The 26,180-nt window shown below is 68.6% G+C and carries 25 protein-coding genes and 1 tRNA gene; 6 read left to right on the plus strand and 20 right to left on the minus strand.

What is annotated here, in order from left to right:
- Positions 1-122: 122 nt before the first annotated feature.
- The 9 genes from ACN0RJ_RS20125 to ACN0RJ_RS20165 form a co-directional block, all read right to left on the minus strand.
- A complete protein-coding gene (locus ACN0RJ_RS20125; RefSeq protein WP_417725451.1) occupies positions 123-833 on the minus strand; it encodes an alpha/beta fold hydrolase in 711 nt (236 codons plus the stop codon).
- Complete coding sequence (locus ACN0RJ_RS20130; protein WP_417725452.1) at positions 830-1,627, minus strand: HpcH/HpaI aldolase/citrate lyase family protein; 798 nt, start codon at positions 1,625-1,627, stop codon at positions 830-832. The genes ACN0RJ_RS20125 and ACN0RJ_RS20130 overlap by 4 nt, the downstream gene beginning before the upstream one ends.
- Positions 1,621-2,451 (minus strand): FAS1-like dehydratase domain-containing protein, encoded by an 831-nt coding sequence (locus tag ACN0RJ_RS20135; RefSeq protein WP_417725453.1) that lies wholly within the window; start codon positions 2,449-2,451, stop codon positions 1,621-1,623. The genes ACN0RJ_RS20130 and ACN0RJ_RS20135 overlap by 7 nt, the downstream gene beginning before the upstream one ends.
- Before the next feature lie 3 nt (positions 2,452-2,454).
- On the minus strand, positions 2,455-3,549 hold the full coding sequence (locus ACN0RJ_RS20140; protein ID WP_417725454.1) for a CaiB/BaiF CoA transferase family protein: 1,095 nt from the start codon (positions 3,547-3,549) through the stop codon (positions 2,455-2,457).
- A complete protein-coding gene (locus ACN0RJ_RS20145) occupies positions 3,549-4,709 on the minus strand; it encodes an acyl-CoA dehydrogenase family protein (protein WP_417725455.1) in 1,161 nt (386 codons plus the stop codon). Before ACN0RJ_RS20145 ends, ACN0RJ_RS20140 begins: the two co-directional genes overlap by 1 nt.
- Positions 4,710-4,845: 136 nt before the next feature.
- Entirely contained in the window at positions 4,846-5,706 is an 861-nt protein-coding gene (locus ACN0RJ_RS20150; protein WP_417725456.1) for a sugar phosphate isomerase/epimerase family protein, read from the minus strand.
- Positions 5,706-6,857: a dihydrodipicolinate synthase family protein gene (locus tag ACN0RJ_RS20155; RefSeq protein WP_417725457.1), complete on the minus strand. Its 1,152-nt coding sequence runs from the start codon at positions 6,855-6,857 to the stop codon at positions 5,706-5,708. The genes ACN0RJ_RS20150 and ACN0RJ_RS20155 overlap by 1 nt, the downstream gene beginning before the upstream one ends.
- A gap of 11 nt (positions 6,858-6,868) precedes the next feature.
- Entirely contained in the window at positions 6,869-7,639 is a 771-nt protein-coding gene (locus tag ACN0RJ_RS20160) for a 3-ketoacyl-ACP reductase (RefSeq protein WP_417722323.1), read from the minus strand.
- Complete coding sequence (locus ACN0RJ_RS20165; RefSeq protein ID WP_417725458.1) at positions 7,636-8,781, minus strand: acyl-CoA dehydrogenase family protein; 1,146 nt, start codon at positions 8,779-8,781, stop codon at positions 7,636-7,638. The genes ACN0RJ_RS20160 and ACN0RJ_RS20165 overlap by 4 nt, the downstream gene beginning before the upstream one ends.
- A 133-nt stretch (positions 8,782-8,914) precedes the next feature.
- Here ACN0RJ_RS20165 and ACN0RJ_RS20170 point away from each other — a divergent pair, with 133 nt between their 5' ends.
- Positions 8,915-9,931: an aldo/keto reductase gene (locus ACN0RJ_RS20170; protein WP_417725459.1), complete on the plus strand. Its 1,017-nt coding sequence runs from the start codon at positions 8,915-8,917 to the stop codon at positions 9,929-9,931.
- Positions 9,928-10,386: a MaoC family dehydratase gene (locus tag ACN0RJ_RS20175; protein ID WP_417725460.1), complete on the plus strand. Its 459-nt coding sequence runs from the start codon at positions 9,928-9,930 to the stop codon at positions 10,384-10,386. The genes ACN0RJ_RS20170 and ACN0RJ_RS20175 overlap by 4 nt, the downstream gene beginning before the upstream one ends.
- 58 nt (positions 10,387-10,444) lie before the next feature.
- Here the strand turns inward: ACN0RJ_RS20175 and ACN0RJ_RS20180 are convergent, their stop codons facing one another.
- Genes ACN0RJ_RS20180 through ACN0RJ_RS20190 form a run of 3 tightly spaced genes read right to left on the minus strand, consistent with a single transcriptional unit; the run spans position 10,445 to position 13,161 of the window.
- Positions 10,445-10,756, minus strand: a complete 312-nt coding sequence (locus tag ACN0RJ_RS20180) for a Dabb family protein (RefSeq protein WP_417722319.1) — start codon at positions 10,754-10,756, stop codon at positions 10,445-10,447.
- Between the two features lie 3 nt (positions 10,757-10,759).
- On the minus strand, positions 10,760-11,581 hold the full coding sequence (locus tag ACN0RJ_RS20185) for an enoyl-CoA hydratase/isomerase family protein (RefSeq protein WP_417725461.1): 822 nt from the start codon (positions 11,579-11,581) through the stop codon (positions 10,760-10,762).
- On the minus strand, positions 11,578-13,161 hold the full coding sequence (locus ACN0RJ_RS20190; RefSeq protein ID WP_417725462.1) for an acyl CoA:acetate/3-ketoacid CoA transferase: 1,584 nt from the start codon (positions 13,159-13,161) through the stop codon (positions 11,578-11,580). Before ACN0RJ_RS20190 ends, ACN0RJ_RS20185 begins: the two co-directional genes overlap by 4 nt.
- Before the next feature lie 145 nt (positions 13,162-13,306).
- On the opposite strand from ACN0RJ_RS20190, the gene ACN0RJ_RS20195 reads away from it, so the two are divergent.
- Positions 13,307-14,125, plus strand: coding sequence for an aldo/keto reductase (locus ACN0RJ_RS20195; protein WP_417722316.1), 819 nt, complete (start codon positions 13,307-13,309; stop codon positions 14,123-14,125).
- 60 nt (positions 14,126-14,185) lie between these two features.
- Here the strand turns inward: ACN0RJ_RS20195 and ACN0RJ_RS20200 are convergent, their stop codons facing one another.
- The 7 genes from ACN0RJ_RS20200 to ACN0RJ_RS20230 all read right to left on the minus strand — a co-directional run bounded on the left by ACN0RJ_RS20200 (position 14,186) and on the right by ACN0RJ_RS20230 (position 22,990).
- The gene (locus ACN0RJ_RS20200; protein ID WP_417725463.1) at positions 14,186-15,787 is read right to left on the minus strand and encodes a GMC family oxidoreductase; all 1,602 of its coding nucleotides are present in this window, start codon (positions 15,785-15,787) and stop codon (positions 14,186-14,188) included.
- The gene (locus tag ACN0RJ_RS20205; RefSeq protein ID WP_417725464.1) at positions 15,787-17,289 is read right to left on the minus strand and encodes an aldehyde dehydrogenase family protein; all 1,503 of its coding nucleotides are present in this window, start codon (positions 17,287-17,289) and stop codon (positions 15,787-15,789) included. The genes ACN0RJ_RS20200 and ACN0RJ_RS20205 overlap by 1 nt, the downstream gene beginning before the upstream one ends.
- Positions 17,290-17,323: 34 nt before the next feature.
- Positions 17,324-18,358: a zinc-dependent alcohol dehydrogenase gene (locus ACN0RJ_RS20210; protein ID WP_417725465.1), complete on the minus strand. Its 1,035-nt coding sequence runs from the start codon at positions 18,356-18,358 to the stop codon at positions 17,324-17,326.
- A gap of 10 nt (positions 18,359-18,368) precedes the next feature.
- On the minus strand, positions 18,369-19,310 hold the full coding sequence (locus ACN0RJ_RS20215) for an ABC transporter permease (protein WP_417722311.1): 942 nt from the start codon (positions 19,308-19,310) through the stop codon (positions 18,369-18,371).
- Positions 19,311-19,320: 10 nt separating this feature from the next.
- Positions 19,321-20,826, minus strand: coding sequence for a sugar ABC transporter ATP-binding protein (locus ACN0RJ_RS20220; RefSeq protein ID WP_417725466.1), 1,506 nt, complete (start codon positions 20,824-20,826; stop codon positions 19,321-19,323).
- A 12-nt stretch (positions 20,827-20,838) separates the two neighbouring features.
- The gene (locus tag ACN0RJ_RS20225; protein ID WP_417722309.1) at positions 20,839-21,804 is read right to left on the minus strand and encodes an ABC transporter permease; all 966 of its coding nucleotides are present in this window, start codon (positions 21,802-21,804) and stop codon (positions 20,839-20,841) included.
- 79 nt (positions 21,805-21,883) lie between these two features.
- Complete coding sequence (locus ACN0RJ_RS20230; protein WP_417725467.1) at positions 21,884-22,990, minus strand: sugar ABC transporter substrate-binding protein; 1,107 nt, start codon at positions 22,988-22,990, stop codon at positions 21,884-21,886.
- A gap of 265 nt (positions 22,991-23,255) precedes the next feature.
- Between ACN0RJ_RS20230 and ACN0RJ_RS20235 the strand changes: the two genes are divergently transcribed.
- Entirely contained in the window at positions 23,256-23,897 is a 642-nt protein-coding gene (locus ACN0RJ_RS20235) for a TetR/AcrR family transcriptional regulator (RefSeq protein ID WP_417722307.1), read from the plus strand.
- A gap of 25 nt (positions 23,898-23,922) precedes the next feature.
- On the plus strand, positions 23,923-24,672 hold the full coding sequence (locus tag ACN0RJ_RS20240) for a heparan-alpha-glucosaminide N-acetyltransferase (RefSeq protein ID WP_417725468.1): 750 nt from the start codon (positions 23,923-23,925) through the stop codon (positions 24,670-24,672).
- A gap of 146 nt (positions 24,673-24,818) precedes the next feature.
- Here the strand turns inward: ACN0RJ_RS20240 and ACN0RJ_RS20245 are convergent.
- A tRNA-Ser gene (locus ACN0RJ_RS20245) sits at positions 24,819-24,908 on the minus strand.
- Positions 24,909-25,230: 322 nt separating this feature from the next.
- On the opposite strand from ACN0RJ_RS20245, the gene ACN0RJ_RS20250 reads away from it, so the two are divergent.
- Positions 25,231-26,160: an SPOR domain-containing protein gene (locus ACN0RJ_RS20250; RefSeq protein ID WP_417725469.1), complete on the plus strand. Its 930-nt coding sequence runs from the start codon at positions 25,231-25,233 to the stop codon at positions 26,158-26,160.
- Positions 26,161-26,180 lie beyond the last annotated feature (20 nt).

A 26,180-nucleotide genomic window follows, 5' to 3' on the forward strand; every position in this document is an offset into this window, starting at 1 on the left:
CCCCGCTCCCGTCCGCTTTCACGCGAACCTTCACGTTGTAGTCGATCACGCGCTTCACGGGTACGAGTACCTTCATCGGATGCAACCTCCTTTGTTGTTCCATGGCGACCGGCGCCGTTTCGTCAGTGCGCCCCTGCGTCGCGCGCGAGCAGGGCGCGCAGCTCCTCCGTGACCCGCTCCGGGGTCTCGATGGGCGTCATGTGCCCGCTGCCGCGCAGCAGCACGAAGCGCGACCTCGGGATATCCGCCGCCATGCTGCGCATCAGGGCGGGCGGGGTGATGCTGTCGTGTTCGCCGCAGAGCACGAGCACCGGGCAGTCGAGCGTGCCGAGCAGCGCGCGGTTGTCCGGCCGTGCGACGCGGCTCTGGCGGACAAAGACCTCGGGGCCCAGCCGCGCCGTCATGCTGCGGATGCGCCCGGCGATGGCAGGCTTCACGACGTTCTGCGGCGCGAGATAGCCCAGAAGCACCTTCTCGCCGAAGCCGTGAAAGCTGCCCGGCGTTTGCGCCAGCGCCACCAGTCGCGCCCGCTCGGCCGCGCGGTCGGCATCGTCGGGCAGCATCGTCGTGTCGAGCAGCGCGAGGTGGCTCACCCGATCCGCGGCGCGGCGCATCACCTCGAGCGCGACGATTCCGCCGAGCGAAAACCCTGCCAGCGCGAAGCGTGGCCCGGCCACCGCCAGCACGGCCTCGGCCATCTCGTCCAGGGTCGCGCCGCGGGTGATGTCGGCGACGACCGGGCGCGCGACATCGCGCAGCCCGTCGAGCTGATCGCGCCAGAGCTCCGCATCGTTGAGCAGACCCGGGACCAGGACCAGCCGCGGCAGGCTCATGCCGCCTGCCCCGCGTCGGCAAGGATGGCCCGGGCGCGCAGGCGCACGGGTTCGTCCACCATCGCGCCGTCCACCGACACGGCGCCGTCGCCCGAGGCCAGCACGCGGCGCGCCCAGCCGATTTCGGCCTCGGACGGCAGGAAGGCCTGCAGCACCCCGGCGGTCTGTTTCGGGTGGATGCAGAGCTTTCCGCCCATGCCGAGGTCGCGGGCGTGGCGCGCGTCATCGGCGGTCACGGCAGGATCGTCGAGCTGTACCGTCACCCCGTCTAGGGGCGCCGCCTTGCCCGCAAGGCGCGAGGCCAGCACAAGTTCGGTGCGCGCCGGAAGCAGGCCTTCGCGCAGGTGCGCACAGCCGAGGTCGGCACAATAGTCGACCGAGCCGAAGACCAGCCGCGCCACGCCCGGCAGCGCCGCGATGCCGCGGGCATTCGCGAGGCCCAGCGCGGATTCCACCAGCGCCAGCACGGGCGCATGGCCCGCCAGCGCCCGGCAGACCGTCGCGACCGAGACCGGGCCCTCGGCCTTGGGAAGCATCACGCCCGCCACCGGCAGCGCGCGCACCGCGGCGAGGTCGGCCTCGTGCCAGGGCGTGCCGGTGGCGTTGATCCGCACGATCACCGGCAGATCGGTGAAGGAACAGCTCAGCGCGGCGCGGGCGCGGTCCTTGGCCTCGGCGGCGACGGCATCCTCGAGGTCGAGGATCACCGCGTCGGCCCCCGAGGCCGCGGCCTTGGAGAAGCGCTCCGGCCGGTCGGCGGGAACGAAGAGCGGGGCGCGGATGCGGCTCACCATTCGGCCCGTGCCTCCATCGCCTTCGGTCCGCCGGTTCCGGCGGTCCAGAGGGTCAGCGCCGCGCCGTCATCGCCGGCGTTGAGCGTGAAGTCCGCGGTGTCGAAGATCGGCGAGAGACTGCGGAAGGTGAAGCGCGCCGGTGCCGCGCCGCGCAGGTCTGCGGCATATTGCGCCAGCATGGTTGCCTGGATCGGGCCGTGAATGATGAGGCCGGGATAGCCCTCTTCGCCCGTCACATAGGGCTGATCGTAGTGGATGCGGTGACCGTTGAACGTCAGCGCCGAGTAGCGGAACAGCAGAACCGGGGTGGCGGCGATCTCCTTGCTGCTTGCGCCGGCCGGTGCGGGCTCCGGCGTCTTTTTCGGAGCGCCGGGCGCGTCGGCGTTGCGATAGACGATGTCCTGGCGTTCGGTGATCAGCGCGCGGTCGCCCGCCGAGACGTGGTGCGTGACGGTCACGAAACAGAGCGTGCCGGTGCGGCCCTCCTTCATGGTCACGTCCTCGATGACCGAGCGGCGGGTGATCGTCTCGCCGATGCGGGGCGCGGCGTGGAACTCGAAGGCGCCGCCCGCCCACATCCGCCGGGGCAGCGGCACCGGCGGCAGAAAGCCGCCGCGTGCCGGGTGCCCGTCCGTGCCGAGCGCGGCGGTGGGCGCCGCGGGTTGGCAGAGGCAGAGGTGGATGAGCAGCGGCGCTTCGGCCCCTTCCTCCAGCGGACCTTCGCGGTCGAAGGTGGCGTTGAAGCGCTGCACCAGCGCCGGAGTCAGCAGTTCGGACTGAGTTTCCTCCCGGCCGATCCAGCCGCGCAGATGATCCAGATCCATGATTCAGGCCTCCAGGGGGTTGAGGGACGGCACCGCCCCGTAGCTGCGGGGCGCGTCGTCCCAGAGCGGGGCGGGCGCCGGATAGGACACCGGCCCGGCATCCGTGTCGACGGTGATGCGGCGCAGATGCGGATGCTCCGCGAGCCCGGCCATGTCGGTGACCCGGGCAAGGGCGACGTCGGCGCGCAGCAGGGCGTCGATGGCCTCGGCTCCGGTGAGGCGGGCAAAGCCCTCGGCGATCGCCGCATCGGTCGCGGGACGATGGGTCACGCGGGCGACATTGGTGGCAAAGCGCGGATCCTCGCCCAGCTCCGGTTGCCCGAGGAAGACCTCGCAGAGCTTGCGCCATTCCCGGTCGCTCTGGACCGAGATCAGCACCTGCGCCCCGTCCTTCGCGGTGAAGACCCCGTAGGGCGCGATGGAGGGATGCGCCATGCCGAGCCGCTTCGGCGGCTTGCCGCCCTCGTGGTTCAGCAGCGGCACGGTCAGCCAGTCGGCCATGACGTCGAACATGGAGACCGAGATATTGGCCCCCTGCCCCGTCACCCCGCGCCGGATCAGCGCTTCGAGGATGGCGGAATGCGCCGTCGCCCCGGTGGCGATGTCGACGATGGAAATGCCCACCCGCGCCGGTTCCGACGGCCCGCCGGTGATCGAGCACAGCCCGGATTCCGCCTGGATCAGCAGGTCATAGGCCTTGCGGTCGGCCATCGGCCCGGTCTCGCCGTAGCCGGTGATCGAGCAGGTGATCAGGCCCGGAAAGTCCTCCGCCAGCCGCTCGAAGGAAAACCCGAGCCGGGCCAGCGCGCCGCGCTTGAGGTTCTGCACCAGCACATCCGCCTCGCCCAGCAGGCGGGCCAGTTCGGCCTTGCCGGCTTCGGACCCGAGGTCGAGCGTGACCGAGGTCTTGGCCCGGTTCAGCCAGACGAAATAGCTCGACTGCCCCGCGGCCACGTCGTCGTAGCCGCGCGCGAAATCGCCCTCGGGGCGTTCGATCTTGATCACCTCGGCACCCGCATCGGCAAGCCGCGAGGTGCAGAAGGGTGCGGCCACCGCCTGTTCGATGGCCACCACCTTGAGACCCGCCAGCGGCAGCATCAGAACGACCTCGGCAGGCCGAGCACGTGTTCGGCGACGAAGGAGAGGATCAGGTTGGTCGAGATCGGCGCCACCTGGTAGAGCCGCGTTTCGCGGAACTTGCGCTCCACGTCGTATTCGCAGGCAAAGCCGAAACCGCCGTGGAACTGCAGGCAGGCATTGGCCGCCTCCCAGCTTGCCTTGGCCGCGAGGTACTTGGCCATGTTGGCCTCGGCGCCGCAGGGCTGGCCCGCGTCGTAGAGCTCGCAGGCCCGGAAGCGCATCAGGTCGGCGGCGCGCACCTCGATGTAGCTTTCGGCGATGGGGAACTGCACGCCCTGGTTCTGGCCGATGGGACGGCCGAAGACCGTGCGCTCGGAGACGTACTTCGTCACCCGATCGGTGAACCAGTAGCCGTCGCCGATGCATTCCGCCGCGATCAGCGTGCGTTCGGCGTTGAGGCCGGTGAGGATGTACTTGAAGCCCTTGCCCTCCTCGCCGATCAGGTTCTCCTCGGGGATCTCGAGGTTGTCGAAGAACAGCTCGTTGGTTTCGTGGTTGACCATGTTGGGGATCGGACGGACGGTCATGCCGGATTTCATCGCCTCGTGGATGTCGACGAGGAAGATCGACAGGCCGTCGGACTTCTTCTTCACCTCGGACAGCGGCGTGGTGCGGGCGAGCAGGATCATCAGGTCGGAGTGCTGCACCCGGCTGATCCAGACCTTCTGGCCGTTGATCACCCAGCGGTCGCCCTTTTTCACCGCGGTGGTCTTGAGCTGCGTCGTGTCGGTGCCGGTGGTGGGCTCGGTCACGCCCATGGACTGCAGGCGCAGCTCGCCGCTTGCCAGTTTGGGCAGGATGCGCTGGCGCTGTTCCTCGGAGCCGTGCCGCACCAGCGTGTTCATGTTGTACATCTGGCCGTGGCAGGCGCCGGAATTGCCGCCCGCGCGGTTGATCTCTTCCATGATGACCGAGGCTTCGGTCAGCCCGAGGCCCGAACCGCCGTATTCCTCGGGGATCAGCGCCGCCATCCAGCCTTCGCGGGTCAGCGCATCGACGAAATCCTCCGGGTAGCCGCGCGCCTCGTCGACCTTGCGGTGGTATTCGTCCGGGAACTGCGCGCACAGGGCGCGGATACCGTCGCGGATGTCCTGGTAGGCATCGGGCAGGTCTTTCATGGCGGCTCTCCTTCTGGCACGGTTGCAGCGATCTAGCATCCCGGCAAGTCATCACTCAAATATATGTTCGCGATGATGGGCATATCCTCAGAATATGCTCCGGTGCCGGTGGCCGCGATCGCGCCCCGGACGGGGTTCAGCAGTGGCTGCGGAACCGCTCCACGATGGTGTCGAGCACTTCGCCCGGGGGGCGGCGCCACCAGGTCTCGGCGGAAAAGATCTCGACCTCGCAGGGGCCGTCGTAGCCGGCCGCCTCGACCGCGCGGCGCAATCCGCGCAGATCGGCCACCCCGTCGCCCATCATCCCCCGGTCGAGCAGCACGTCCCGCGTTTCCGCCAGCCAGTCGCACAGGTGGAAGCCGAGGATGCGGCCCCGGCCCCGTTCGGCCAGCACGGCGGGCAGGGTGCTGTCCCACCAGGTGTGATAGACGTCGACCGCCACCCCGAGGCCCGGCGCGCCGACCGCGTCGCAGATGTCGAGCGCATCGGCCACGGTCATGATGCAGGTCCGGTCGCCGCCGTAGACCGGGTGAAGCGGTTCGAGCGCGAGGCGCACGCCGCAGGCCGCGGCATGGGGCGCGGCGCGGGCGATCCGGTCGGCGAGCCGCTTGCGGCTTTCCCCGGTGCCCCGCGTGCCCGGCTCGATACCGCCGGTGACGATGGTCAGCACCGGCGCGCCGAGGGCCGCGGCCATGTCGATCGAGGCGCGGAAATCGGCCATGATCGCGGCATCGTCGCCGCAGACCAGCGGGCCGGTCAGGAAGGGCGTGCGGCAGAGCCCGGCGACGGCCAGCCCGGCGGCGCGGGCGCGCTCGCCGATCCGCACCGCCCGTTCGCCGATCTCGCGCCGCCAGAAGACGATGCCGCCGTAGCCCCGTTCGGCGCAGGCGTCGATCACCTGCTCGGGCGACCAGCCCGCGCCGTGACCCTCGACATTGTGGCCGAGCGTCGCCGTGTTCAGCGCCAGCGCCGAGTGATCGCGGCTGAAATCGCGCATCACGCCACCCCGTAGAGCGCCAGCAGCCGCTTCATCCGCGCGACGGCCATGTCGGGATCGCGCAGCAGGCCGCAGGAATCGGCCAGCCGGAAGATCTCGGTGAAATAGGGCAGCGGACGCATCGTCTGCGCGCCGTTCAGCATGGTGAAGTGGCTCTGGAAGCCGTTCAGCCAGGCCAGGAACACCACGCCCGTCTTGTAATACTGCGTCGGCGCGCGGAAGATCAGCCGCGCCAGCGGCACCGTCGGGTCGAGCACGGCCCGGAACCCCGCCGCATCGCCCCGCCCCAGCAGATCGACCGCATGGGCGGCGGCCGGGGCCAGCGGGTCGAAGATGCCGAGCAGCGCATGGGAAAAGCCCTGCGCATCGCCTTCGATCAGTTCGGGATAGTTGAAATCATCGCCGGTATACATCCGCACCCCCTCGGGCAGGCGGCGGCGCAGGGCGATCTCCTTGTCCTTGTCGAGAAGCGAGATCTTGATGCCGTCGACCCGGGAGGCGTTGGCTTCGATGATCTCGATCACCGTGTCGAGCGCGTCGTCGAAACCCGCGGCGCCCCAGTACCCCGCGAGGGCGGGGTCGAACATCTCGCCCAGCCAGTGCAGGATCACCGGATGGTCCGCGGCCGACAGCAGCTCTCCGTACAGGCGGATGTAGTCCTGCGGCCCGGTGGCGACGCGCGCCAGCGCCCGGCTCGCCATCAGGATCACCCGCGCGTCGAGCGCCTGCACCGCGTCGAGCTGCTCCATGTAGGCGCGCTTCACCTCGTCGAGGCTGCCCGCCCCGGCGGGATCGAGGTGATCGGTCCCGACACCGTTCGCCACCAGCGCGTCGGGCAGTTCGGCGCGGGTGCGGCGGATCAGCTCCAGCGCCCCCGCCCAGTCGAGCCCCATGCCGCGCTGCGCGGTGTCCATCGCCTCGGCGATGCCCAGGCCCAGCCCGTGCAGGTGGTGTCGGAATGCCATGGTCTGCGCCCAGTCGACGGTCGCGGGACCGGAGGGATCGTTGGCGGTGAAGGGATCGGCGACCACGTGCGCGGCGGAATAGACCACCCGCGCGGCATCTGCCGGCAGGCGCGCTTCCGGCAGCGGCGTGCCGGTCAGTACGTGGTCGGACAGCCGTCCGGAGGCATCGGGAAGGGCGATCTTCATGGCGGGTCTCCTCAGAAACGGGGAACGAGCATCCCGGCATCCGCCGAGATCGCCTGTCCGGTCGTGTAGGGCAGCTTGCCCGAGGCAAGCGCGGCGATGATGCGGCCCATCTCCTCGGGCTGGCCGACGCGGGGGATCAGGGTCAGCCCGTCGCGGGCGCGCTCTTCGTATTGCGCGATGACGGGGGCGGTCATGTCGGTCGCGATCAGGCCCGGCTGCACGTCGTAGACGGCGATGTTCTCGGGGCCGAGGCGCACGGCGAAGGCCTTGGAGACCATGGCCGCCCCGGCCTTGGACACGCAGTATTCCGAGCGCGGCACCGCCACGGCGACGGCATTGGACGAGGTGACGTTGACGATGGCGTGAAACAGCGCCGGGTCGCGGTCGCGCGCCAAAAGGCGCCGGGCGAAGGACTGGCAGAGAAAGAACATCGCCCTGGTGTTGACCGCGATGCAACGGTCGAAGCTGTCCTCGGCAACGTCCAGCGGATCACCGCGCCGCATCACCCCCACGCCCGCGTTGTTGACCAGCGTCGTGAGCGGACCGAGCGCCGCCTCGGCCCGGGCGAGCGCGGCCTCCCCGGCCGCGCGGTCGGTGACGTCGAAGGCGACCCCGGCGACCTGCCCGCCCTCGGCGCGCAGCTGCGCGACGGCCCGGGCGAGTTCGGCATCCTCGGCAGGCCCGTTCAGCGCCACCGCGAAGCCCTCCTGCACCAGCGCCCGCGCGGCGGCAAAGCCGATGCCGCGGCCCGATCCGGTGACCAGCGCGACCTGCCCGCTCATGCCGCCGCCCCCTTGGTCAGCAGTTCCCGCGCGATGATCATGCGCTGGATCTGGTTGGTGCCTTCGTAGATCTGGCAGATCTTGGCATCGCGATAGAGGCGTTCCACCTCGAACCCCCTGATATAGCCCGAGCCGCCGAAGACCTGCACCGCGTCCGCCGTGCGCGCCACCGCCGTATCGCCGGCAAAGCACTTGGCCATGGAACAGTAGCGGGTCGCATCCGCGCCGCTGTCGATCTTCGACGCCGCCTGGTGGACCAGCAGCCGCGCCGCCTCCACGTCCTTGGCGATGTCGGCCAGCAGCCACTGCACGCCCTGGAAATCCGAGATTGCCTTGCCGAACTGCTTGCGCTGCCGGGCATAGTCCACCGCCGCCTCGAGCCCCGCCTGCGCGATGCCCACCGCCAGCGCGCCGATGCCGACGCGCCCCTTGTCGAGCACGCTCATCATGATGTGAAAGCCGCGACCCTCGGCCCCGAGCAGGGAGTCGGCGGGCAGGCGCACGTCGTCGAAGGTCACCGGGCCGACCTGGCTCGCGCGCTGGCCCATCTTGTGTTCCTTGACCCCGCGCGTGACCCCGGCGGCGTGGAAATCGACGATGAAGATCGACATGCCGCGATGCCCCGCCGCCTTGTCGGTGCGCGCGAGGACAAAGCCGAGGTCGGCCACCGGGGCGTTGTGGATCCAGATCTTTCCGCCGTTCAGCACCCAGCCGTCGCCGTCGCGCACCGCCTCGGTGCGGATGCCCGACACGTCGGTGCCCGCCTCCGGCTCGGTGATGCAATAGGCGACGCGGGTCTTCGCGGCGAGAATGTCGCCGAGGTAGCGGTCGCGCTGCGCCGCCGTGCCGTGGCGGCACAGCAGGGTCGAGATGAGTTCGACCAGACCGCACTGATCCGCGATCGAGGCATAGCCCCGCGACAGTTCCTCCATGACCAGCGCATAGGTCAGGGTGTCGAAACCCGGGCCGCCCATCTCTTCGGGCACGCTGATGCCGAACAGGCCCAGTTCGGCCATCTGGGCGTAGATTTCGGCGGGGAACCGTTCCTCGCGGTCCAGCTCCTCGGCGACGGGTCGAATCACGGAATCCGCAAAGTGCCGCGTCATGTCGCGCACCTGCGCATGGGTTTCGGTGATGTACATCCGGCTCCTCCACAGTAACCATCTAGTTACTTATATGATCGTCGATCACCCTGGTCAAGCCGAGTCGCAAGCCTCTTGAAATACGTCACGATCCGGCTGTATATAACCAATTAGTTACATACGGGAGGAACAGATGAACCCTGACGCAAAGGTCAAATTCGGCCGCGCCGACCTGGAGGTGACGGCCTTCGGATTCGGCACCGCCCCCATCGGCAACATCTTTCGCGAGATCGACGAGCAGACCTCGGAGGCGATGATCGAAACCGCCTGGGATGCGGGCATCCGGTATTTCGACACCGCGCCGATGTACGGGCACGGGCTGGCCGAACTGCGCACCGGCCACGGCCTGCGCTGGAAGGAGCGCGACGATTTCGTGCTGTCCTCCAAGGTCGGGCGGCTGCTGAAACCGGCGCGCAAGGCCGACATCGACTATGCGCCCTGGACCAATGCCGGGCGCTTCACGATGGAGTTCGACTACACCTATGACGGCACCATGCGCTCGATCGAGGACAGCCTGCAGCGGCTGAACCTGGAGCGGCTGGACATCTGTTTCATCCACGACATCGACGTCTTCACCCGCGGCGCCGAACAGCCCGAGGTGTTCCGGCAGGCGATGGACGGGGCCTGGAAGGCGCTGTCGCAACTGCGCGACGAAGGCGTGCTGAAAGCCATCGGCGTCGGCGTCAACGAATGGCAGGTCTGCCAGACCGCGCTGGAACAGCGGGATTTCGACTGTTTCCTGCTGGCCGGGCGCTACACGCTGCTCGAGCAGGAATCGCTCGATACCTTCCTGCCGCTCTGCGAGGCGCGCGGCGCGGCGGTGGTCGTGGGTGGCGGCTTCAACTCCGGCATTCTCGCCACCGGGGCCCGGGAGGGCGCCAAGTACAACTATGCCCCCGCCCCGGCGGAGATCATGGAGCGTGTCCGCCGGATCGAGGCGGTCTGCGCCGACTACGCCGTGCCCCTGCCCGCCGCCGCGCTGCAATTCGTCGTCGCGCATCCGGCGATCCCGACCTTCATGGCGGGCACCCGGACGGTCGCGCAGCTGCAGCAGAACCTCGAGTGGTTCTCGGCCCCGATCCCGGCCGAGTTCTGGGCCGAGCTGAAGCGCCTCGGATTGCTGCGCGACGACGCGCCGGTTCCGGCGTGACGGCGGGACGTCTCCTCGAGCCGGGGCGGTATCGCCTGTCCCGGCTCAGCCCCGGCGACCGGATCGAGACCGCCGCCGAACGCATCTCCACCGCGCGCATCGACGCCTTTGCCGATATGACCGGCGACCGCTTCGAGATCCACATGGACCGCGACGCCGCGCGCCGCCACGGCTTTGCCGACCGCGTGGCGCACGGGCTGCTGGTGCTGTCGGTGGTGGACGGGCTCAAGAACCGCACCCCCGCGCAGTTCGAGGCGCTCGCCTCGCTCGGCTGGGACTGGCAGTTCCGGGCGCCGGTGCTGGCGGGGGACACGATCCGCGCGACGATCACCGTGCAGGAGCTGCGCGAAACGTCGAACCCGGAGCGCGGCATCGTCACGCTGGCCTTCGACGTGACGAACCAGCGCGGCGACACCGTGCAGCGCGGGATCAACCGGCTGATGGTCTATCGCTAGGCGGTCACGCCGGTCCGCAGGGCAACAGCCCCGGACCGGCGTCTTTGCGGGAGCAATGTCAGAGGGCGATATCGCAGACCATGACGCCCGCATCGCCCCCGTCCAGCGCCGCGACGATATCGGCACCGATCGCCAGATGCTCGGCATCGGCAAGATAGGCGTCCCGCGCCGCGAGATCGGCGAAGTCGATCCAGAACATGTCGACGAAGCCGCGGACAAGGTGCGTTTCCGCCGCGATGTTGGGGCGGCTTTCCAGCCCCAGGAACCCGTCGAGCCGCGACGAAAGCCCGCGCAGCCGGTCGTACAGCGCCTGTTTTTCGGCCCCCGAGACATCCTCGCGGAACCGCAGATGAACAAGATGACGGATCATCCCCTACTCCTCCTCTGGTGAAACCTTTTCCTTTGATGAAACCTCTCCCGGTGCGACGCTCCGGAACCGGGGCACGCGCTTGTCGCGAAAGGCGGAAAGCCCCTCCTGCAACTGCACCGAACCGGCGGCGAGCCTGCCGGCGATGGCCTCGATCGCGCGCCCGCCCTCTTCGCCCTCTGCGGTGTTGATCAGCATCTTGACCAGTTCCGTCGCAAGCGGCCCGCGTCCCTGCAGGCGCTGCGCCAATGCCCCGGCGGCGGCAAGCCCGTCGCCGGTTTCGGCCAGCGCATCGACCAGCCCCAGCGCGCGCGCCTCCTCCGCCCCGAAAATCTCGCCGAAGAGGGCCATGCGCCGCACCACCTGCGCGCCGAAGCGGCGCACCGTGCGCTGCGTTCCGGACCACCCCGGGATGATGCCGAGCCCGGCCTCGGGCAGGCCGATCTTCACATGCGCTTCGGCGATCCGGTAGTCGGCGCAGGCGGCCAGCTCCAGCCCGCCGCCAAGCGCGTGGCCGTTCAGTACCGCGATGACCGGCTGCCGCAGCCGCGCCAGCGCGTCGAAGGCATCGTGCCCGTTGCGCAGCCAGTGGCGCGCGAAATCCTCCGGGCGCTGAGTGCTCCAGGCGTCGATATCGCCCCCCGCGCAAAAGGTGCGGCCGGTGCCTGTCAGGATCACCACGTCGATGGCCTCGTCCCGCTCGATCCGGCGGCAGAGCGCGAACAGCTCCTCCGTCATCGCGGCGTCGAGCGCGTTGCGCTTTTCCGCCCGCTCGATCCGCAGCAGCCCGACGCCCCCCGCGACGCCCAGCGAGAACCCGGCGCTCATGCCGGGCCGGCCAGCGTCAGGCCCATCGGCGCCTCGCGGAACAGGTTCTCGTCCATGCTGCGCAGGTCGTTCGCCACATCGAGCGGCGTGGCCGCCTGGTCGAGCACGTCGCGCTTCAGGTCGAGCCCCGGCGCCAGTTCTGTGACCACCAGCCGCCCGCCGCGCAGGCGCAGCACGCAGCGTTCGGTGACATAGGTCACGTCCTGCCCCAGCTCCACCGCCCGTTCCCCCGAGAACGAGACCTGGTCGACCGCGTCGACGAACTTGGCGATCCGTCCCTCGCGGTCGATGACCAGCTTGCCGTCCTCGAGGTGCATCTTGGCACCGGCGTTGAAATTCCCCGAAAAGACGATGCGTTTCGCCCGCGTGGTGATGTCGACGAAGCCGCCCGCCCCGGCGGTCCGGTGCGGCGTGGCGGCCAGCCGCGAGACGTTGACCGACCCGTCGCGCCCGACCTCGAGGAACGACAGGAGCGAGGCGTCGAACCCGCCCGCCTGGAAATAGGTGAACTGTTGGGGCGAGGCGACGAAGGCCTCGGCATTGGCGGCGCATCCGAACTTGAAATCGAGCAGCGGAATGCCCCCGACGGCCCCCTGTTCGATCATCCAGGTCACATCGCCGTGGCAGCCTTCCTCGAGCAGGATGCGCGGCACGTTGGCCGAGATCCCGAACCCGATGTTCACCGCCCAGCCCTGTCGCAGCTCCTGCGCGACGCGGCGCGCGATCACCTTGCCGACGTTGAACTCCGGCGTGGTGAAGGTATCGAGCGGCCTTATCAACTCTCCCGAGATGGCCGGGTCGTGATCGGTCGCGGTCGTCTGCAACTGCTCCGGGGCCTCGACGATCACGTCGACGAGGATGCCCGGCACCCGCACGTCATGGGGCCGGATGGAGCCGTTCATCGCCACCCGGCGCACCTGCGCGATGACGGTTCCGCCGCTGTTGCGCGCGGCCAGCGCCAGTTCCATCGCCCCGAGATAGGCCCCCTCCTGCTCGAAGCTGAGGTTGCCGCGTTCGTCGGCGGTGCTGGCGCGGATGATCGCCACATCGGGCGAGATCGCTGGAAAATACAGCCAGTCCTCGCCGTCGAAGCGGCGGCGCTGCACCAGCGGTTCGGCCCGCGCGGCGGCATTCATCGCGCCGCCTTCCAGGTCCGGATCGACGAAGGTCTTCATCCCGACCTTGGTCAGCACGCCCGGACGCCGGGCGGCGCCTTCGTGCAGCATGTCGAAGATCACGCCCGACGGCAGGTTGTAGGCCCGGAGGTCGTCGGCAAGGATGCGCTGCCAGATCAGAGGCGGCTCTGCCGCGCTCGGACCCGACGGGTAGGACCCGCCGATGATGCACCGGATCATGCCCGGATGCGCGATGTGATCGACCCCCTTGGTGCCGAACATGTCGCCCGCCGCGATGGGATGGATCGCCGTCAGGTCGCGCGGCGCGCCGTCGCGTTCGAACCTCTGTCCGAGCGCGGCCAGCACCGCGTCCGGGCAGCACAGCCCGCTCGACGAATTGACCGCGAGCACGTCTCCGTCCTTCACCAGCCGGACGGCCTCCTCCGCCGTTCTGACCTTCGACATCTTGCCTCCGCCCTTTCTGTCCGCAGTTTGTAACTAACCAGTTACTGATAGGTATGCATGGAAAGCTATCGCGCTTCAAGTGGCTTTATTTGCTTCCCATTTAAGTAACCATATGGTTACAATAATTCCGCAAGGAGGACCCGCAATGAGCATCTATTTCGAGAAAACCAACCAGCGCGGCTTCGGCACGTTTCCCCTGAAGGGCGACGATCTGAGGCAGGCGATTCGCACCGCGGCCGAGGTCGGCTACCGTGCCTTCGACACCGCGCAGATGTACGGCAACGAGGCCGAAACCGGCGAGGCGCTGGCCGCGACCGGCATCCCCCGCGAGGAGCTGTGCATCACCACCAAGGTCGGCGTCGAGAACTTCGGACCCGACGCGTTCCTGCCCTCGGTCGAGGAGAGCCTGCGCAGGCTGAAGCTCGACCGGGTCGACGTCCTGCTGCTGCACTGGCCGCCCGCGGACGGCCCCATCGCGCCGGTGCTGGAGCGGCTGGAACAGGCCCGCGAGGCGGGTCTTGCCGCACATGTGGGGGTGTCGAATTTCACCGCCGCGATGATGCGCGAGGCGGTGCGCGCCGTCTCCTGCCCGCTGGTCACGAACCAGGTGGAATTCCACCCCCTGCTCGACCAGGGAACCCTGCTGGCGGCGGCGGCGGAAACCGGCATTCCGCTCTCCTCATACTGCTCGGTGGCGCGGGGGAAGGTGTTCGGCTACCCGCTGTTTGCCGAGATCGGCAGCGCCTTCGGCAAGAGCGCGGCGCAGGTCGTGCTGCGCTGGATTCTGCAGAAGGGCGTGTCGATCAACACCATGTCGACGAAGCCGGCCAACATCGCGGCGAATTTCGACGTGATGGATTTCACCCTGTCCTCGGTCGACATGGCGCGGATCGACGCGATGACCGCGACCGGCTACCGGATCGTGGACCGCACGCTGGTGCCCTACGCGCCGGTGTTCGACTGATGCGAAAGGGCCCGGACCCCGCGGTCCGGGCCCTGCCCCCGTCTCATGCCGGATGCGGCGCTAACGATTGCCCCGGATCAGGTCCGAGGCCTTTTCGGCGATCATGATCGTCGCGGCGTTGGTGTTGGAGCCGATCAGGCTCGGCATCACCGAACTGTCGCAGATCCGCAAGCCGTCGACCCCGCGCACGCGAAGCTGCGGATCGACCACCGCCATCGCGTCGATGCCCATCTTGCAGGTGCAGGTCGGGTGATACGAGGTCCGCCCGTACCTGCGCGCGTAGGCCTCGTAATCCGCCTCGGACCGGACCGAGGCATCGGGGAAATGCACCTTGCGGATGACCTTGCCCAGGCTGTGCCGGGAAAAGATCTCGCGGCTGATCTTCACCCCGTCGATCGAGGTCTTGAGATCGTCCGGATGGCCGAGGAAATTCGGATCGACCACCGGCAGATCCCCGGCATCGCCGGAGCGGAGCCGCACCGTTCCCCGGCTCCTCGGGCGCAGCGTGTAGCTGTTGAGCGTGATGCCCGAACTGCCCTCGGGCACGCTCGGCACCCCGGCCTCGGCGCCAGCCCCGGCGAGGAAATGGAATTGCAGGTCGGGATGCGGGGCGGCGGGATCGCTGTACCAGAAGGCCCCGCCCTCGACCACGTTCGAGGTGACGGGCCCGGTGCCGAACAGCAGGTATTGCAGCCCGGCCCAGAGCATCCGGTGCGGCTTGTTGTACTTGTCGAGGCTGTAATGCCCGGTCAGCTCGGCCACGATGTCGATGCCGAAATGATCCTGCAGGTTCTCGCCCACCCCCGGCAGGTCGCGCTGCACCTCGATCCCGTGCTCGCGCAGATGCGCGGCAGGTCCGAGGCCCGACAGCATCATCAGCTTGGGCGAGCCGATGGCGCCGGAGGTGACGACCACCTCCTGCGCGGCGCGCACGCTGCGCTCCTTCCCGGCCTGCGCATACTCGACGCCGGTGGCGCGGCCGTTCTCGATCACAACGCGGCGCACGAGGCAGCCGGTTTCCACCGTCAGGTTCGGCCGCGACAGCACGGGGCGCAGATAGCCCACGGCGGCGGAACAGCGACGGCCGTTCCGGGTGGTGGTCTGGTAGACGCCCGCCCCCGCCTGCACCGCGCCGTTGAAATCCGGGTTGTAGGGCATCCCGTATTCCTGGCAGCTCTGCACGAAGGCGCGGGTCATCGGCTGCGGATCGGGCAGGTTCGACACGCCGAGCGGGCCGTCGGTTCCGTGCAACTCGCCCGACAGGATGGTGTTGCCCTCGGAGCGCAGGAAATAGCGCTTCACCTCGTCCCAGTGCCAGCCCTCGGCGCCCTCCTCTCCGGCCCAGCGGTCGAAGTCGGCGGGCACCCCGCGGGTATAGACCTCGGCATTGATCGAACTGCCGCCGCCGAGGACGCGCGCCTGCACGTAGGGAATCTCGCGGTTGAAGAGGTGCTTCTGCGGCGCGGTGGTCAGGCCCCAGGTGTGCGGCCCCGAGGTCATCTTGGCGAAGCCCACCGGCATGTGGATCAGCGGGTGGCTGTCCTTGCCCCCCGCCTCCAGCAGCAGGACGCGGGCACTGTCATCCTCGCTCAGCCGGTTGGCGAGCACGCAGCCCGCCGCCCCGCCGCCGACGATGACGTAATCGTATCCCTGCGCCGCCATCATGCCCCCCAATGCCGGCGCTTGCCGATCTCGACATGCACCGATTTGACCTGCGTGTATTCCTCGACCCCGTACATCCCGGCCTCGCGCCCCCAGCCGGATTGCTTGAATCCGCCGAGCGGCAGCTCCGGCCCGCCCGCCAGCGTCGTGTTGACCCAAAAGCGCCCCGCCCGCACCCGCCGGGTCACGGTCAGCGCCTTGTCGATATCCTGCGACCACACGCTTGCCGCGAGACCGTAGATCGTATCATTGGCGATCTCGACCGCCTCGTCGAGCGTGTCGAAGGGCAGGATCGTCAGAACCGGGCCGAAGATCTCGTCCCGCACGATCGACATGTCGCGGGTCACGTCGGTGAAGATCGCCGGCCCGATGAAACGCCCCGCCCCGAGGTCCGCTACCGTGCCGCCGCAGAGCAGGCGCGCGCCCTCTTCCTGCCCCTTGCGCAGGTAGCCGAGGATGGTGGCGTTCTGCGCCTCGGTGGTGATGGCGCCGACCTGGGTGGATTCGTCCAGCGGATCGCCGATGCGCACCCTCTCCAGCTTGGCCTGCACCATCGCGGCGAAACGGTCGGCCACCGATCGCTCGACGATCAGCCGCGAGCCGGAGACGCAGCACTGCCCGGTGTTGAAGGCGATCCCGAAGGCCACGCCGTCGGCCGCATCCTCCAGATCCGCATCGGCAAAGACGATCTGCGGGTTCTTGCCGCCCAGCTCCAGCCCCAGCTTCTTGAAATTGCTCCGGGCGGCCGCCTCGACGCAGCGCCGCCCGACCCCGGTGGAGCCGGTGAAGGACAGCATGTCGATGTCCATGTGTTCGATCATGCCCTGACCGATGCTGCTGCCGGGACCGGTGACCACGTTCATGCAGCCGTCCGGCAGACCCGCCTCGGTCAGGATGCCGGCCAGCAGCAGGGTCGAGGCGCTGGTGACTTCCGAGGGCTTGGCAACGATGGTGCAGCCCGAGGCGAGGATGTAGGGCACCCGTTCGCACAGGATGAGGAAGGGGAAGTTCCACGGCGTGATGAGGCCGACGACCCCCACCGGCTCGCGGGTGACGATGCCGAACATCCCGTCCCCGAGATTGTTGAAACTGTCGCCGTGCAGGCTGCGGGCAAGGCCGCTGGCATACTCGAACATGTCGGCGCAGCCCGCCACCTCGCCCCGCGCCTGCGCGATGGGCTTGCCGTTCTCCAGCGTCTCGAAATAGGCGATCTCCTCGGCGCGCTCGCGGATCAGCGCCCCGGCCTTCAGCAGCACCCCGGCACGGGCGGCGCCCGAAAGGCCCGACCAGCGCCGGTCGTCGAAGGCGCGGCGGGCGGCGGCCACGGCCGCGTCGAGATCGTCCTGCGTGCAATGGGGAATGCGCGTCACCGGCACGTCATGGGCCGGCGAGCGGCGCTCGATGAGGCTGCGCTCCCCGGCCGGAACGGCCCTGCCGTCGAGGAAGAAACCGAACTCGCGCGGTTCCGCCGGGGGGGAAAGTCTGGTCAGGGGCTTGTTCATCTGTCTCTCTCCGTAATCTGTGCCCGCCGGGGCGTCAGGCGACGACGATCTGCGTCTTGAGGTCGTCCGGGCGGTCGGGAATGCTGTCGAAGGCCTGCTGGATCTGCTCCAGGGGAAAGCTCGCGCGGGTGAAGGCGGCGGTGTCGATGCGGCCGTGCACCAGCAGGGTCAGGGCGTCGTGCATGTCCTGCCCCATGCCCGCGACCGATCCCTTGACCGAATTTTCGTGCAGGATGGTATCGAGGATGTTGAGCGGCAGCTCCGCCTCGGGGCCGGTCAGCCCGAAGGCGGCGAGGTGCCCGCCCCTGCGCATGAGCCGCATCGCCTCGGCATAGAGCGCGGGCTGCCCGACGCTTTCGACCACCACGTCGGTGCCGCGCCCCTCGGTGGCCGCCATGACCGCGTGGCGCAGTTGCGCCGGGTCGCTCACCCCGATGTCGGCACCCGCCGCCACCGCCATCGCCACCCGGTCCGCGGAGCGGTCGGTGACGATGATCGGCGCCGCGCCGATGGTGCGCAGCAATTGCACGTGAAGGTTGCCGATGGGCCCGGCCCCGATCACCAGCGCCGACTGGCCGAAGGTGACCTGCGCCTTGCGCGCCGCGCGCACCACGCAGGACAGCGGTTCGGTCAGGGCGAGCACCGCATCGGGCACCGCATCGGGCGCCGGTATGACCAGCCGCGCAGGCACCACCATGTAGTCGGCAAAGGCGCCGTCCATGGTGATCCCCATCTGCCGCATGTGGGGGCAGTTCAGGATCTCGTTCCGGCGGCACCAGTAGCAGGCGCCGCAGCCGATGTTCATGTCGACCACCGCCTTGGCGCCGGGGGTCAGCCCCCCGACCCCCGCGCCCAGTGCCCGGATCGTGCCGGTGAACTCGTGTCCCGGCACCATCGGCAGGCTGTCGGCGGCGTAGTTGCCGTGAAAGATGTGCAGGTCCGTGCCGCAGATCCCGACCCGCGTGATGCGGATCAGCACCTCTCCCGGACCGGGGGTCGGGATCGGGCGGGAGCGGATCTCGAACCGTCCCGGTTCGGTCAGGACGGCGGCTCTCATCATGTCGGTCATCCCCGCCTCCTCATTTCACGATGCGCATCTTGCTGCGGTCGATGGTCGAGGCGATGGCCACGATCAGGATGATGCCGAAAACCATCTGCTGCATGGTGGCGTCGACCTCGAAGTAGAGCATCGAGGTGCGGATCACCGCGACGATCAGCGTGCCGATCAGGGTGTTGACCACCCCGCCCACGCCCCCGGTAAGAGGGGTGCCACCCACCAGCACCGCCACGATGGCGGGCAGCAGGAAACCGTTTGCCAGCGTCGGCGAACCGCCCGACAACTTGACCGAGAACAGCAGCCCCGCGACGGCGGCCAGCATCGCCGACAGGGCGAAGGCCGCGATCTTGATCCGCCCGACATGCAGCCCCGAGGCCGCCGCCGCCAGTTCGCCCGCACCCACCGCCTTGAGCGCCCGGCCGAAGACGGTGCGGCTTTGCAGGAACCAGGTGAGCAGCAGCAGCACGCCGCCGACGAAGATCTCGTGCGGGATGCCGAAGCTCTGCCCGATCATCCAGCCGAAGGAGGCGTCGCGCAGTCCCGCGTCCATGTAGAGCGCGCGCTGCCCGGACAGGTATTGCGCCAGCGAATAGGCCACCCCGCCGACCGCGAGGGTCGAGACGAAGGACGGCACCAGAAGCCGCGTGGTGACGAAACCCGAGATCGCCCCGAAGAGCAGCCCCGCCAGCACGCACACGAGCGCCGCGCCGAGCCCGAGGCCCGGCAGGGCGACGGTGGCGATGACCGTGGTCATGTTGGCCACCGACTGCGCCGACAGGTCGATGCCGCCGATGTAGATGGCAAAGGTCATGCCCAGCGCCATGATGAACAGCGGCATGATGTCGGCCACCATCGACACGAGGTTCGCGGGCTTCAGGAAGTTGGGATGCGACACCCCCACGATGGCCACCAGCACGAGCAGGGTGATCCACGGGAGATGCGGTTTGATGTCGTGAAAGCTCATCTGCTCTGCCTCAGGTCATGTGGTGGACAAGGTCGAAGGGCGACGGCTTGTTGCCGGGCTCTCCGCGGAACAGTTGCTGCGCCTCCCCGTCCTTCAGCACGAGGATGGTGTGGGACAGGCCGATGGCCTCTTCCAGCGTGTCGGCCACCAGCAGGATGCCGGCGCCGGCGTCGCACATCTCGCGCACCATGTCGTAGACGTCTTCCTTGGCCCCGATATCGAGCCCCCGCGTCGGGTGATCGAGCAGGATGATGTCGGACCCGCCCGAGCGCCACTTGGCCAGCACCACCTTCTGCTGGTTGCCCCCCGACAACCCGCCGCAATCCTTGAAGACGTCCGGGGTCTTGATGCCGAGCCGCGCGATCCATTCGCGGGCCAGGGCCTTTTCCTCGCCGATCCGCAGGATGCCGGCGGTCGCGTAGTTGCGCATCTGGCTGAGGGTCATGTTCTCGTAGACGTTCATGCCGTTCACGATGCCCTCGACCTTGCGTTCGCGCGGGACGTAGCCGACCCCGGCCTCGACGGCCGCGCGGGCGTCGTGGCGGCGGCGCGGGCGGTCCTTGATCGTCACGGTGCCGGAGGTCGGCCGTTCCAGCCCGAAGATGGTGCGCAGGATCGCCTCGCGCCCCGACCCCTCGGTGCCGACGAGGCACAGCACCTCGCCCGCGTGCAGGTCGAACGAGATGTCGCTGTAGCGCCCGGCGACCGACACCCCGTCGAAGCGCACCAGCACCCTCCCGGGATCGTGGGGGCGTTGCTTCTGCTCGCGGTAATACTCCTTGTCGATGTCGCGCCCGACCATCTTGCGCTGGATCGTGTCGACGCAGGCCTCGGCGCGGGCGACCACGTCGACCACCTCGCCGTCCTTCATCACGTAGACCCGGTCGCTGAGTTCCAGCACCTCGTCCATGCGGTGCGACACGAAGATGAACGACGCCCGCGAGGTCAGCTCGCGCACGAGGCGGAACAGCAGCTCCACCTCCTCGCGCGACAGGACCGAGGTCGGCTCGTCCAGCAGGATGACGAGGTCGCCGTCCACCCGCTCCTCGAGCGTCAGCACCTTGGCCAGCTCGACGAGCTGGCGCTGCGCAAAGGACAGCCGGGCGGTGACGGTGGCCGGGTCGATGTCGAGCCGGACCTTGGCAAGCTGGTGGCGCGCGGCCTCGGCCATCGCCTTCCAGTTCATCACCCCGAAGGACACGAACTGCTTCTCGAAGCCGAGAAAGATGTTCTCCATCACCGTCAGGTTGGTGATGAGCGACTGCTCCTGGAACACCATGCCGATGCCGTGGTCCATCGCCTGGCGCGGCGTCTGGAACCGCACCGCGCGGCCATCCTTGGTGATGGTGCCGCCGTCCGCCTGGTAGGCGCCGTAGATCACCTTCATCAGGGTGGATTTGCCGGCGCCGTTCTCGCCGACGAGGCCGACGATCTCGCCCCGTCCGATCCGGAAATCCACAGCCTTCAGCGCGTGGACGCCGGGAAACACCTTGTCGACCTTGCTGAGTTCATACATGTTCCGCCCCCCTCATTTCACGACGCTGACGGCGCTGCGATCGGTGGACAGGACCACCGCGACGATGACGAGCAGTCCGAGGACCCCGTCCTGCACGTAGCCGGGCAGCCCGATCACCACCATGCCGTTGCCGATGACGTTGACGATCAGCACGCCCACCAGCGTGTTCCACACGCCCCCGGTCCCGCCCCAGAGCGCGGTGCCCCCGACGACCACCGACGTGATCGAGGTGAACATGAACCCGGTGCCGGTCGCGGTTTCCGCGATGCCGATGCGGGCGACGGCCATCAGCGCGCCCACGGCATAGAAGACCCCCGCCAGCATGAAGCCCATGATCCGCACCCGCGCGACATCGAGCCCCGAGCCGTGGGCCAGATCCTCGCCGCCGCCCACCGCGTAGAAGTTGCGGCCGAGCGCGGTGCGCGACTGGATGAACCAGCCCAGCAGCAGGAACAGCCCTGCGACATAGATCATCACGGGGAAGTTGAACCAGCGCGTGGTGAGCAGCGCGCGAAAGGTCTCGTCCTCGATGCGGATGCGGTCGCCGCCGGTCATCAGCATGGCAAGCCCGGTGCCGACGAAGCCCAGCGCCAGCGAGGCCATGAAGGACGGAATCCTGAGCCGGACGTGGATGGCGCCGTTCACCAGCCCCATCACCGCGCCGACGACCAGCGTCAGCGGCAGCGCCAGCCAGCCCCAGCCGCCCAGCGACCCGCCGAGCCACAGGAAGACGAAGGCGAAGACCACGGCGCAGACCGAAACCGCGCCCTCCATGGACAGGTCGATGGAGCCCATCAGGATGATGAAGGTCACGCCGACCGCCACCATCAGCGCGGGCGCGGCGGAAATTGCGATGCGGGCAAAGTTCCGCACCGAGAAGAAGCGCGGCTCCAGCACGGTGAAGAACAGCATCAGCAATAGAAGAACGATCAGCGGGGCCCATTTGAGAAGGGCGTCCCGGTTCAGGACTCCGGTCACGGGATCCTCCTGGCAATGTCGGTGAAGGCTGTGGCGCCACGGCGCGCGGTCATCGGCGCGCCGTGGCGGAAACGGTCCGTCAGTAGGTGATCCCGCCGTTGGTCGGGCCCCAGAAATCGGTCCAGTCGTAATCCGGCGCGCTGTCGAGATAGGTTGCCTTGAACTCCGCCGCGTCCTCGGGTGTCACGAGGATCGACGGCCCGTAGAATTCGCGGTGTTCGTCCGGCTCCTCGGACGGCTTGAACGCGCCGGTGGCGGCGTAATAGGCCAGCGCCGCCGAGATGCCCCCGCCCCAGTAGGGATTGGTGAACACGGTGGCGAGGATCTTCTTCTCGGCCACGAGCTGCACCGCCTGCGGGTTGCCGTCGTAGGACACGATGGGCATGTCCTCGATCCCCTCGGCGCGCAGCGCCTCGAGCACGCCGTAGGCGATGGTGTCGTTGGCGCAATGCACGCCGGTGATCTCGTCCCCGAAGCGGGTGAGGAAGGCGCTCATCACCTGGTTGGCCTTCTGGGTGTCCCAGTCGGCCGGTTCCGCCGCCAGCAGCTCCACGTCCGGGTAGTCCACCAGCGCGTTCCTGAGGCCCTGCAGCCGCTCGATCGCCGGGTTGTTCGACGCGATGCCGCCCAGGTGGACGACGCCGCCCTTGCCGCCCATCGCCTCGAGCAGGATGCGCGCGGTCTCCTCGGCGGGCTTCAGATCGGACCAGGTCATGTGACTGACGTAGTTGTCGCCGAAATCCCGGGGATGCAGGTCGTCGGTCTTGTTCCAGATCGTCGATACATAGCCCCCCGCCGCCGCGACCGCCTCGACCACCGGGCGGCAGTTCGGCGCATCGTTGGTGTCGATGGCCAACGCGAGGTTGCCGCCGGTCTTGGCCAGCAGCGCCTTGACGTCGGCGAGGCTCTTTTCCGACGACCCCTCGTTGATGAGATGGGTCATCGCATCCGCCGGCATCCCGAGGCTTTGAACAAAGGCCTCGCCCCCGGAGACGATCTCGTTCCAGTAGGGGTTGGTGCGGTTGCGGTAGCTCCAGGCGATGGTCGGGTCGGTCAGCGCCGCCCGCGCCATGCCGGGGCCGAACATGCCCCCCGCCGCCAGGCCGCCGAGACCCGCCGCAGACGCGAACAGGAAATTGCGCCGGTCGAGCGTTGCGCGCTCGATGTGATCCTTGATGAAACTCATGTCGTCCTCCCTGAAATCATGTCGCGTCCCGGCCCGCGACCGGCCATGCCCCGCCCTCTCCGGGCGTCTCCCGCGGACCGGGGAACGGGTCGTCTTCCGCCCCCTTAACGCACCATCTAGTTACTTCATTAATTTCGAGTTCGTCAACCCCCCACGCAACTTGCCGGAACGGGGCGAATGCCGGGACGCGCTACGCAGGCTTTGACCCCGGGCCCGGAAGTCGGCTATCAGGGGGGATCAGGCAGCAACCGTCGACAGGAACATCATGGCGCCCAGGGAAGTCACCAAGCAGCGGGACGCGGAGGCGACGAAGGGCAGGATCCTGGCCGCCGCGAAAACGGAATTCGCCAGGAACGGCTTCGGCGGGGCGCGCGTGGACGAGATCGCGGATCGCGCCAAGGCCAACAAGCGCATGATCTACCACTATTTCGGCAACAAGGACGACCTGTTCCAGGCCGTGCTCGAGGCCGCCTATGTCGATATCCGCACCGCCGAGCAGAAGCTCGAGCTCGACCATCTCCCCCCGCGCGAGGCGCTGGAAAAGCTGGTGAGCTTCACCTGGGACTACTACCTGCGCAATCCCGAGTTCATCACCCTCGTGAACAGCGAAAACCTGCACAAGGCGCGCCACCTGAAGAAGTCCAAGGTGATCGAGGCGATCAGCCAGAAATTCGTCACCATGGTCGGCGACCTGCTGAAGCGCGGCGCGGCGGACGGCGTGTTCCGGCCGGGAATCGATGCGGTGCAGCTCAACATCACCATCGCCGCCATCGGCTATTACTACCTGACCAACCGTTTCACCGGCAAGGTGACCTTCGGCATGGACTACATGACGCCCGAAGCGCTGGAGGCGCGGCTGCGGTTCAACATGGATACCATCGTGCGGCTGGTCTGCCTCCCCGACTGACGACCGGCCGGCGGAGGGACGCCGCATGACTGACCCAGATTACCGGTCGGCCGCGGACCGCGCTCCGCCTGCCGGGCGCCGGATCGCGGAACTCGACATCGCGCGCAGCCTTGCCCTGCTCGCCATGGCGGTGTTTCACCTCGCCTGGGATCTCACCAGTTTCGGCTTCCTGCCGCGCGACACCATGCAGGCCCCGGAATGGCGCGCCTTCGCGCGGCTGATCGCGGGCAGTTTCCTGTTCCTGTCCGGCATCAGCCTGTGGCTGGCCCACGGCTCGGGTCTCCGGACGGCGGCCTTCCTGCGCCGGCTCTGGATGCTGGCGGCCATGGCGGCGCTGGTGTCCGTCGCGACGCGGATCGCCCTGCCCCAGGCCTGGATCCGCTTCGGCATCCTGCACGCGCTCGTCGTGTCGAGCTGCCTCGGACTCGCGGCCATGCACCTGCCCCGGCCCCTCCTCGCCCTGGCGGCGGTCGGTGCGCTTGCCCTCGGAGCCGTCGAGCTTCCCGGCGCCGGCGCGGCATGGCTCTGGCTCGGGATTGCGGCGCATCGCCCGCCGATGCTCGACTACGTGCCGATCTTCCCCTGGTCCGGCGTCTTCCTCGCCGGAATCCTGGCGGCGCGCTGCCTTGCCGGACGCATCCCCGCCCCGCTCGACCCCGCCACCCGCGCGGTCCGCCTCGCAGCCTGGCCGGGACGGCACAGCCTGATGCTCTACCTCGCACACCAACCGATCCTCTACGGCGCGGTCTACCTCGCCCGCCAAATCGCAGGCTGAGTCGCCAAGCCGCATCGCGGCATCGAGCCAGCCTCGGGAACCAACCAGATCCACCGCGAACCACGGCATTTCAGCGGTTCATCTCAGCCGCAAACAGGTTTCGAGAAGCTGGCGGCGTCGACCTGAACATGTCGAGGGGCCATAATTGGCGGAAGCGGTGGGATTCGAACCCACGAACGAGTCACCCCGTTGCTGGTTTTCAAGACCAGTGCCTTCAACCGCTCGGCCACGCTTCCGACCTTTGCGCCCCGCGGCCCGGGCCGGGCGGGGGTGCGTTTCGTTCTGCTACAATCAAGTGAGGCGCGGCACAAGGCCGCCGAATGCGGTCCCGGACCATCCCGGACCCCGACGCGGCAACGGGAAAATCCGCGCATCCTCAGCCGGAGCCTTTTCACCGCGCGCCGGAGCGGGTAGTCTTGCGCAATACGGACGCCTTCGGGCGTCTCTACGGGGCATGGAAACGCCATGATAAGGCCGGGACAACCGGTTCTGGACGTGAAACGCATCGGACATCGGACGTGCGGCTGGCAGGCTGAGGGGCGGACAATGAGCAGAGGAATGGCAGCGGGGCGACGCAACCTGCTGAAAGGCAGCGTGTTGATGGCGGTTCTGGCAACGCTGGCCGCATGCGAAAACGCGGATCTTCCGGGTTTTCTTCAACCACGCGACAAGGCCGCGGCAGCCGACGGCGCGCCGGTGACCCGCGCGAAACGCGGCGAAGCCGTGGAGCGCGACATCGAGGCGCCGGAGATCTTCCAGGCCACCGAGGCCGGTCTCTGGGACGGCCGGCCCTCGCTCGGCGGGGTCTGGGTCGCGCACCCGGACGTCAAGGAACCCGAACGCGTCATCATCCGCAGCGAATCCAACGGCAAGTTCGTCATCGGCGCGCTGTTCCGCCGCGAACGCCAGTCGCCGGGCCCGAGGCTTCAGGTCTCGTCCGACGCGGCCTCCGCGCTCGGGATGCTGGCCGGCTCTCCGACCAATCTCAACGTCGTGGCCCTGAAGCGCGAGGAAGTCGCGCCGCCCGCCGAGGAGGCCGCGGCCGAGGCCCCCGTCCTTGCCACCGAGGTGCCCGCGGCGCCGTCGGTCGAGGAAGGCACGCTCGATCCCGTGGCAACCGGCGCCGCCGCCGCGCTGGACGCCCCCGGGGCCCCCGGCGCCGCCCCTGCCCCGGCCATGGCCAAGCCGCTTCCGCCCGCCGCGGCACCGGCGCCGAAGCCCGCGCCCAAACCCGCGGCGAAACCGGCCTCCGGCCTGCGCAAGCCCTATATCCAGATCGGCATCTTCAGCGTCGAGCAGAACGCCGAGAACACCGCGACCGCCATGCGGCAGTCCGGCATGGTTCCCACGGTCAAGAAGCAGAGCGCTTCGGGCAAGACCTTCTGGCGGGTGCTGGTGGGACCCGCACAGACGCAGTCGGATCTCGACACGCTGCTGAAGAAGATCAAGGCGGAAGGCTTCACCGACGCCTACGCCGTAAGCAACTGACCCCGCCGCGCGCGGGCCCA

Origin of the sequence: Salipiger sp., from assembly GCF_048261495.1 — a bacterium.
Classification (GTDB): Bacteria; Pseudomonadota; Alphaproteobacteria; order Rhodobacterales; family Rhodobacteraceae; genus Salipiger.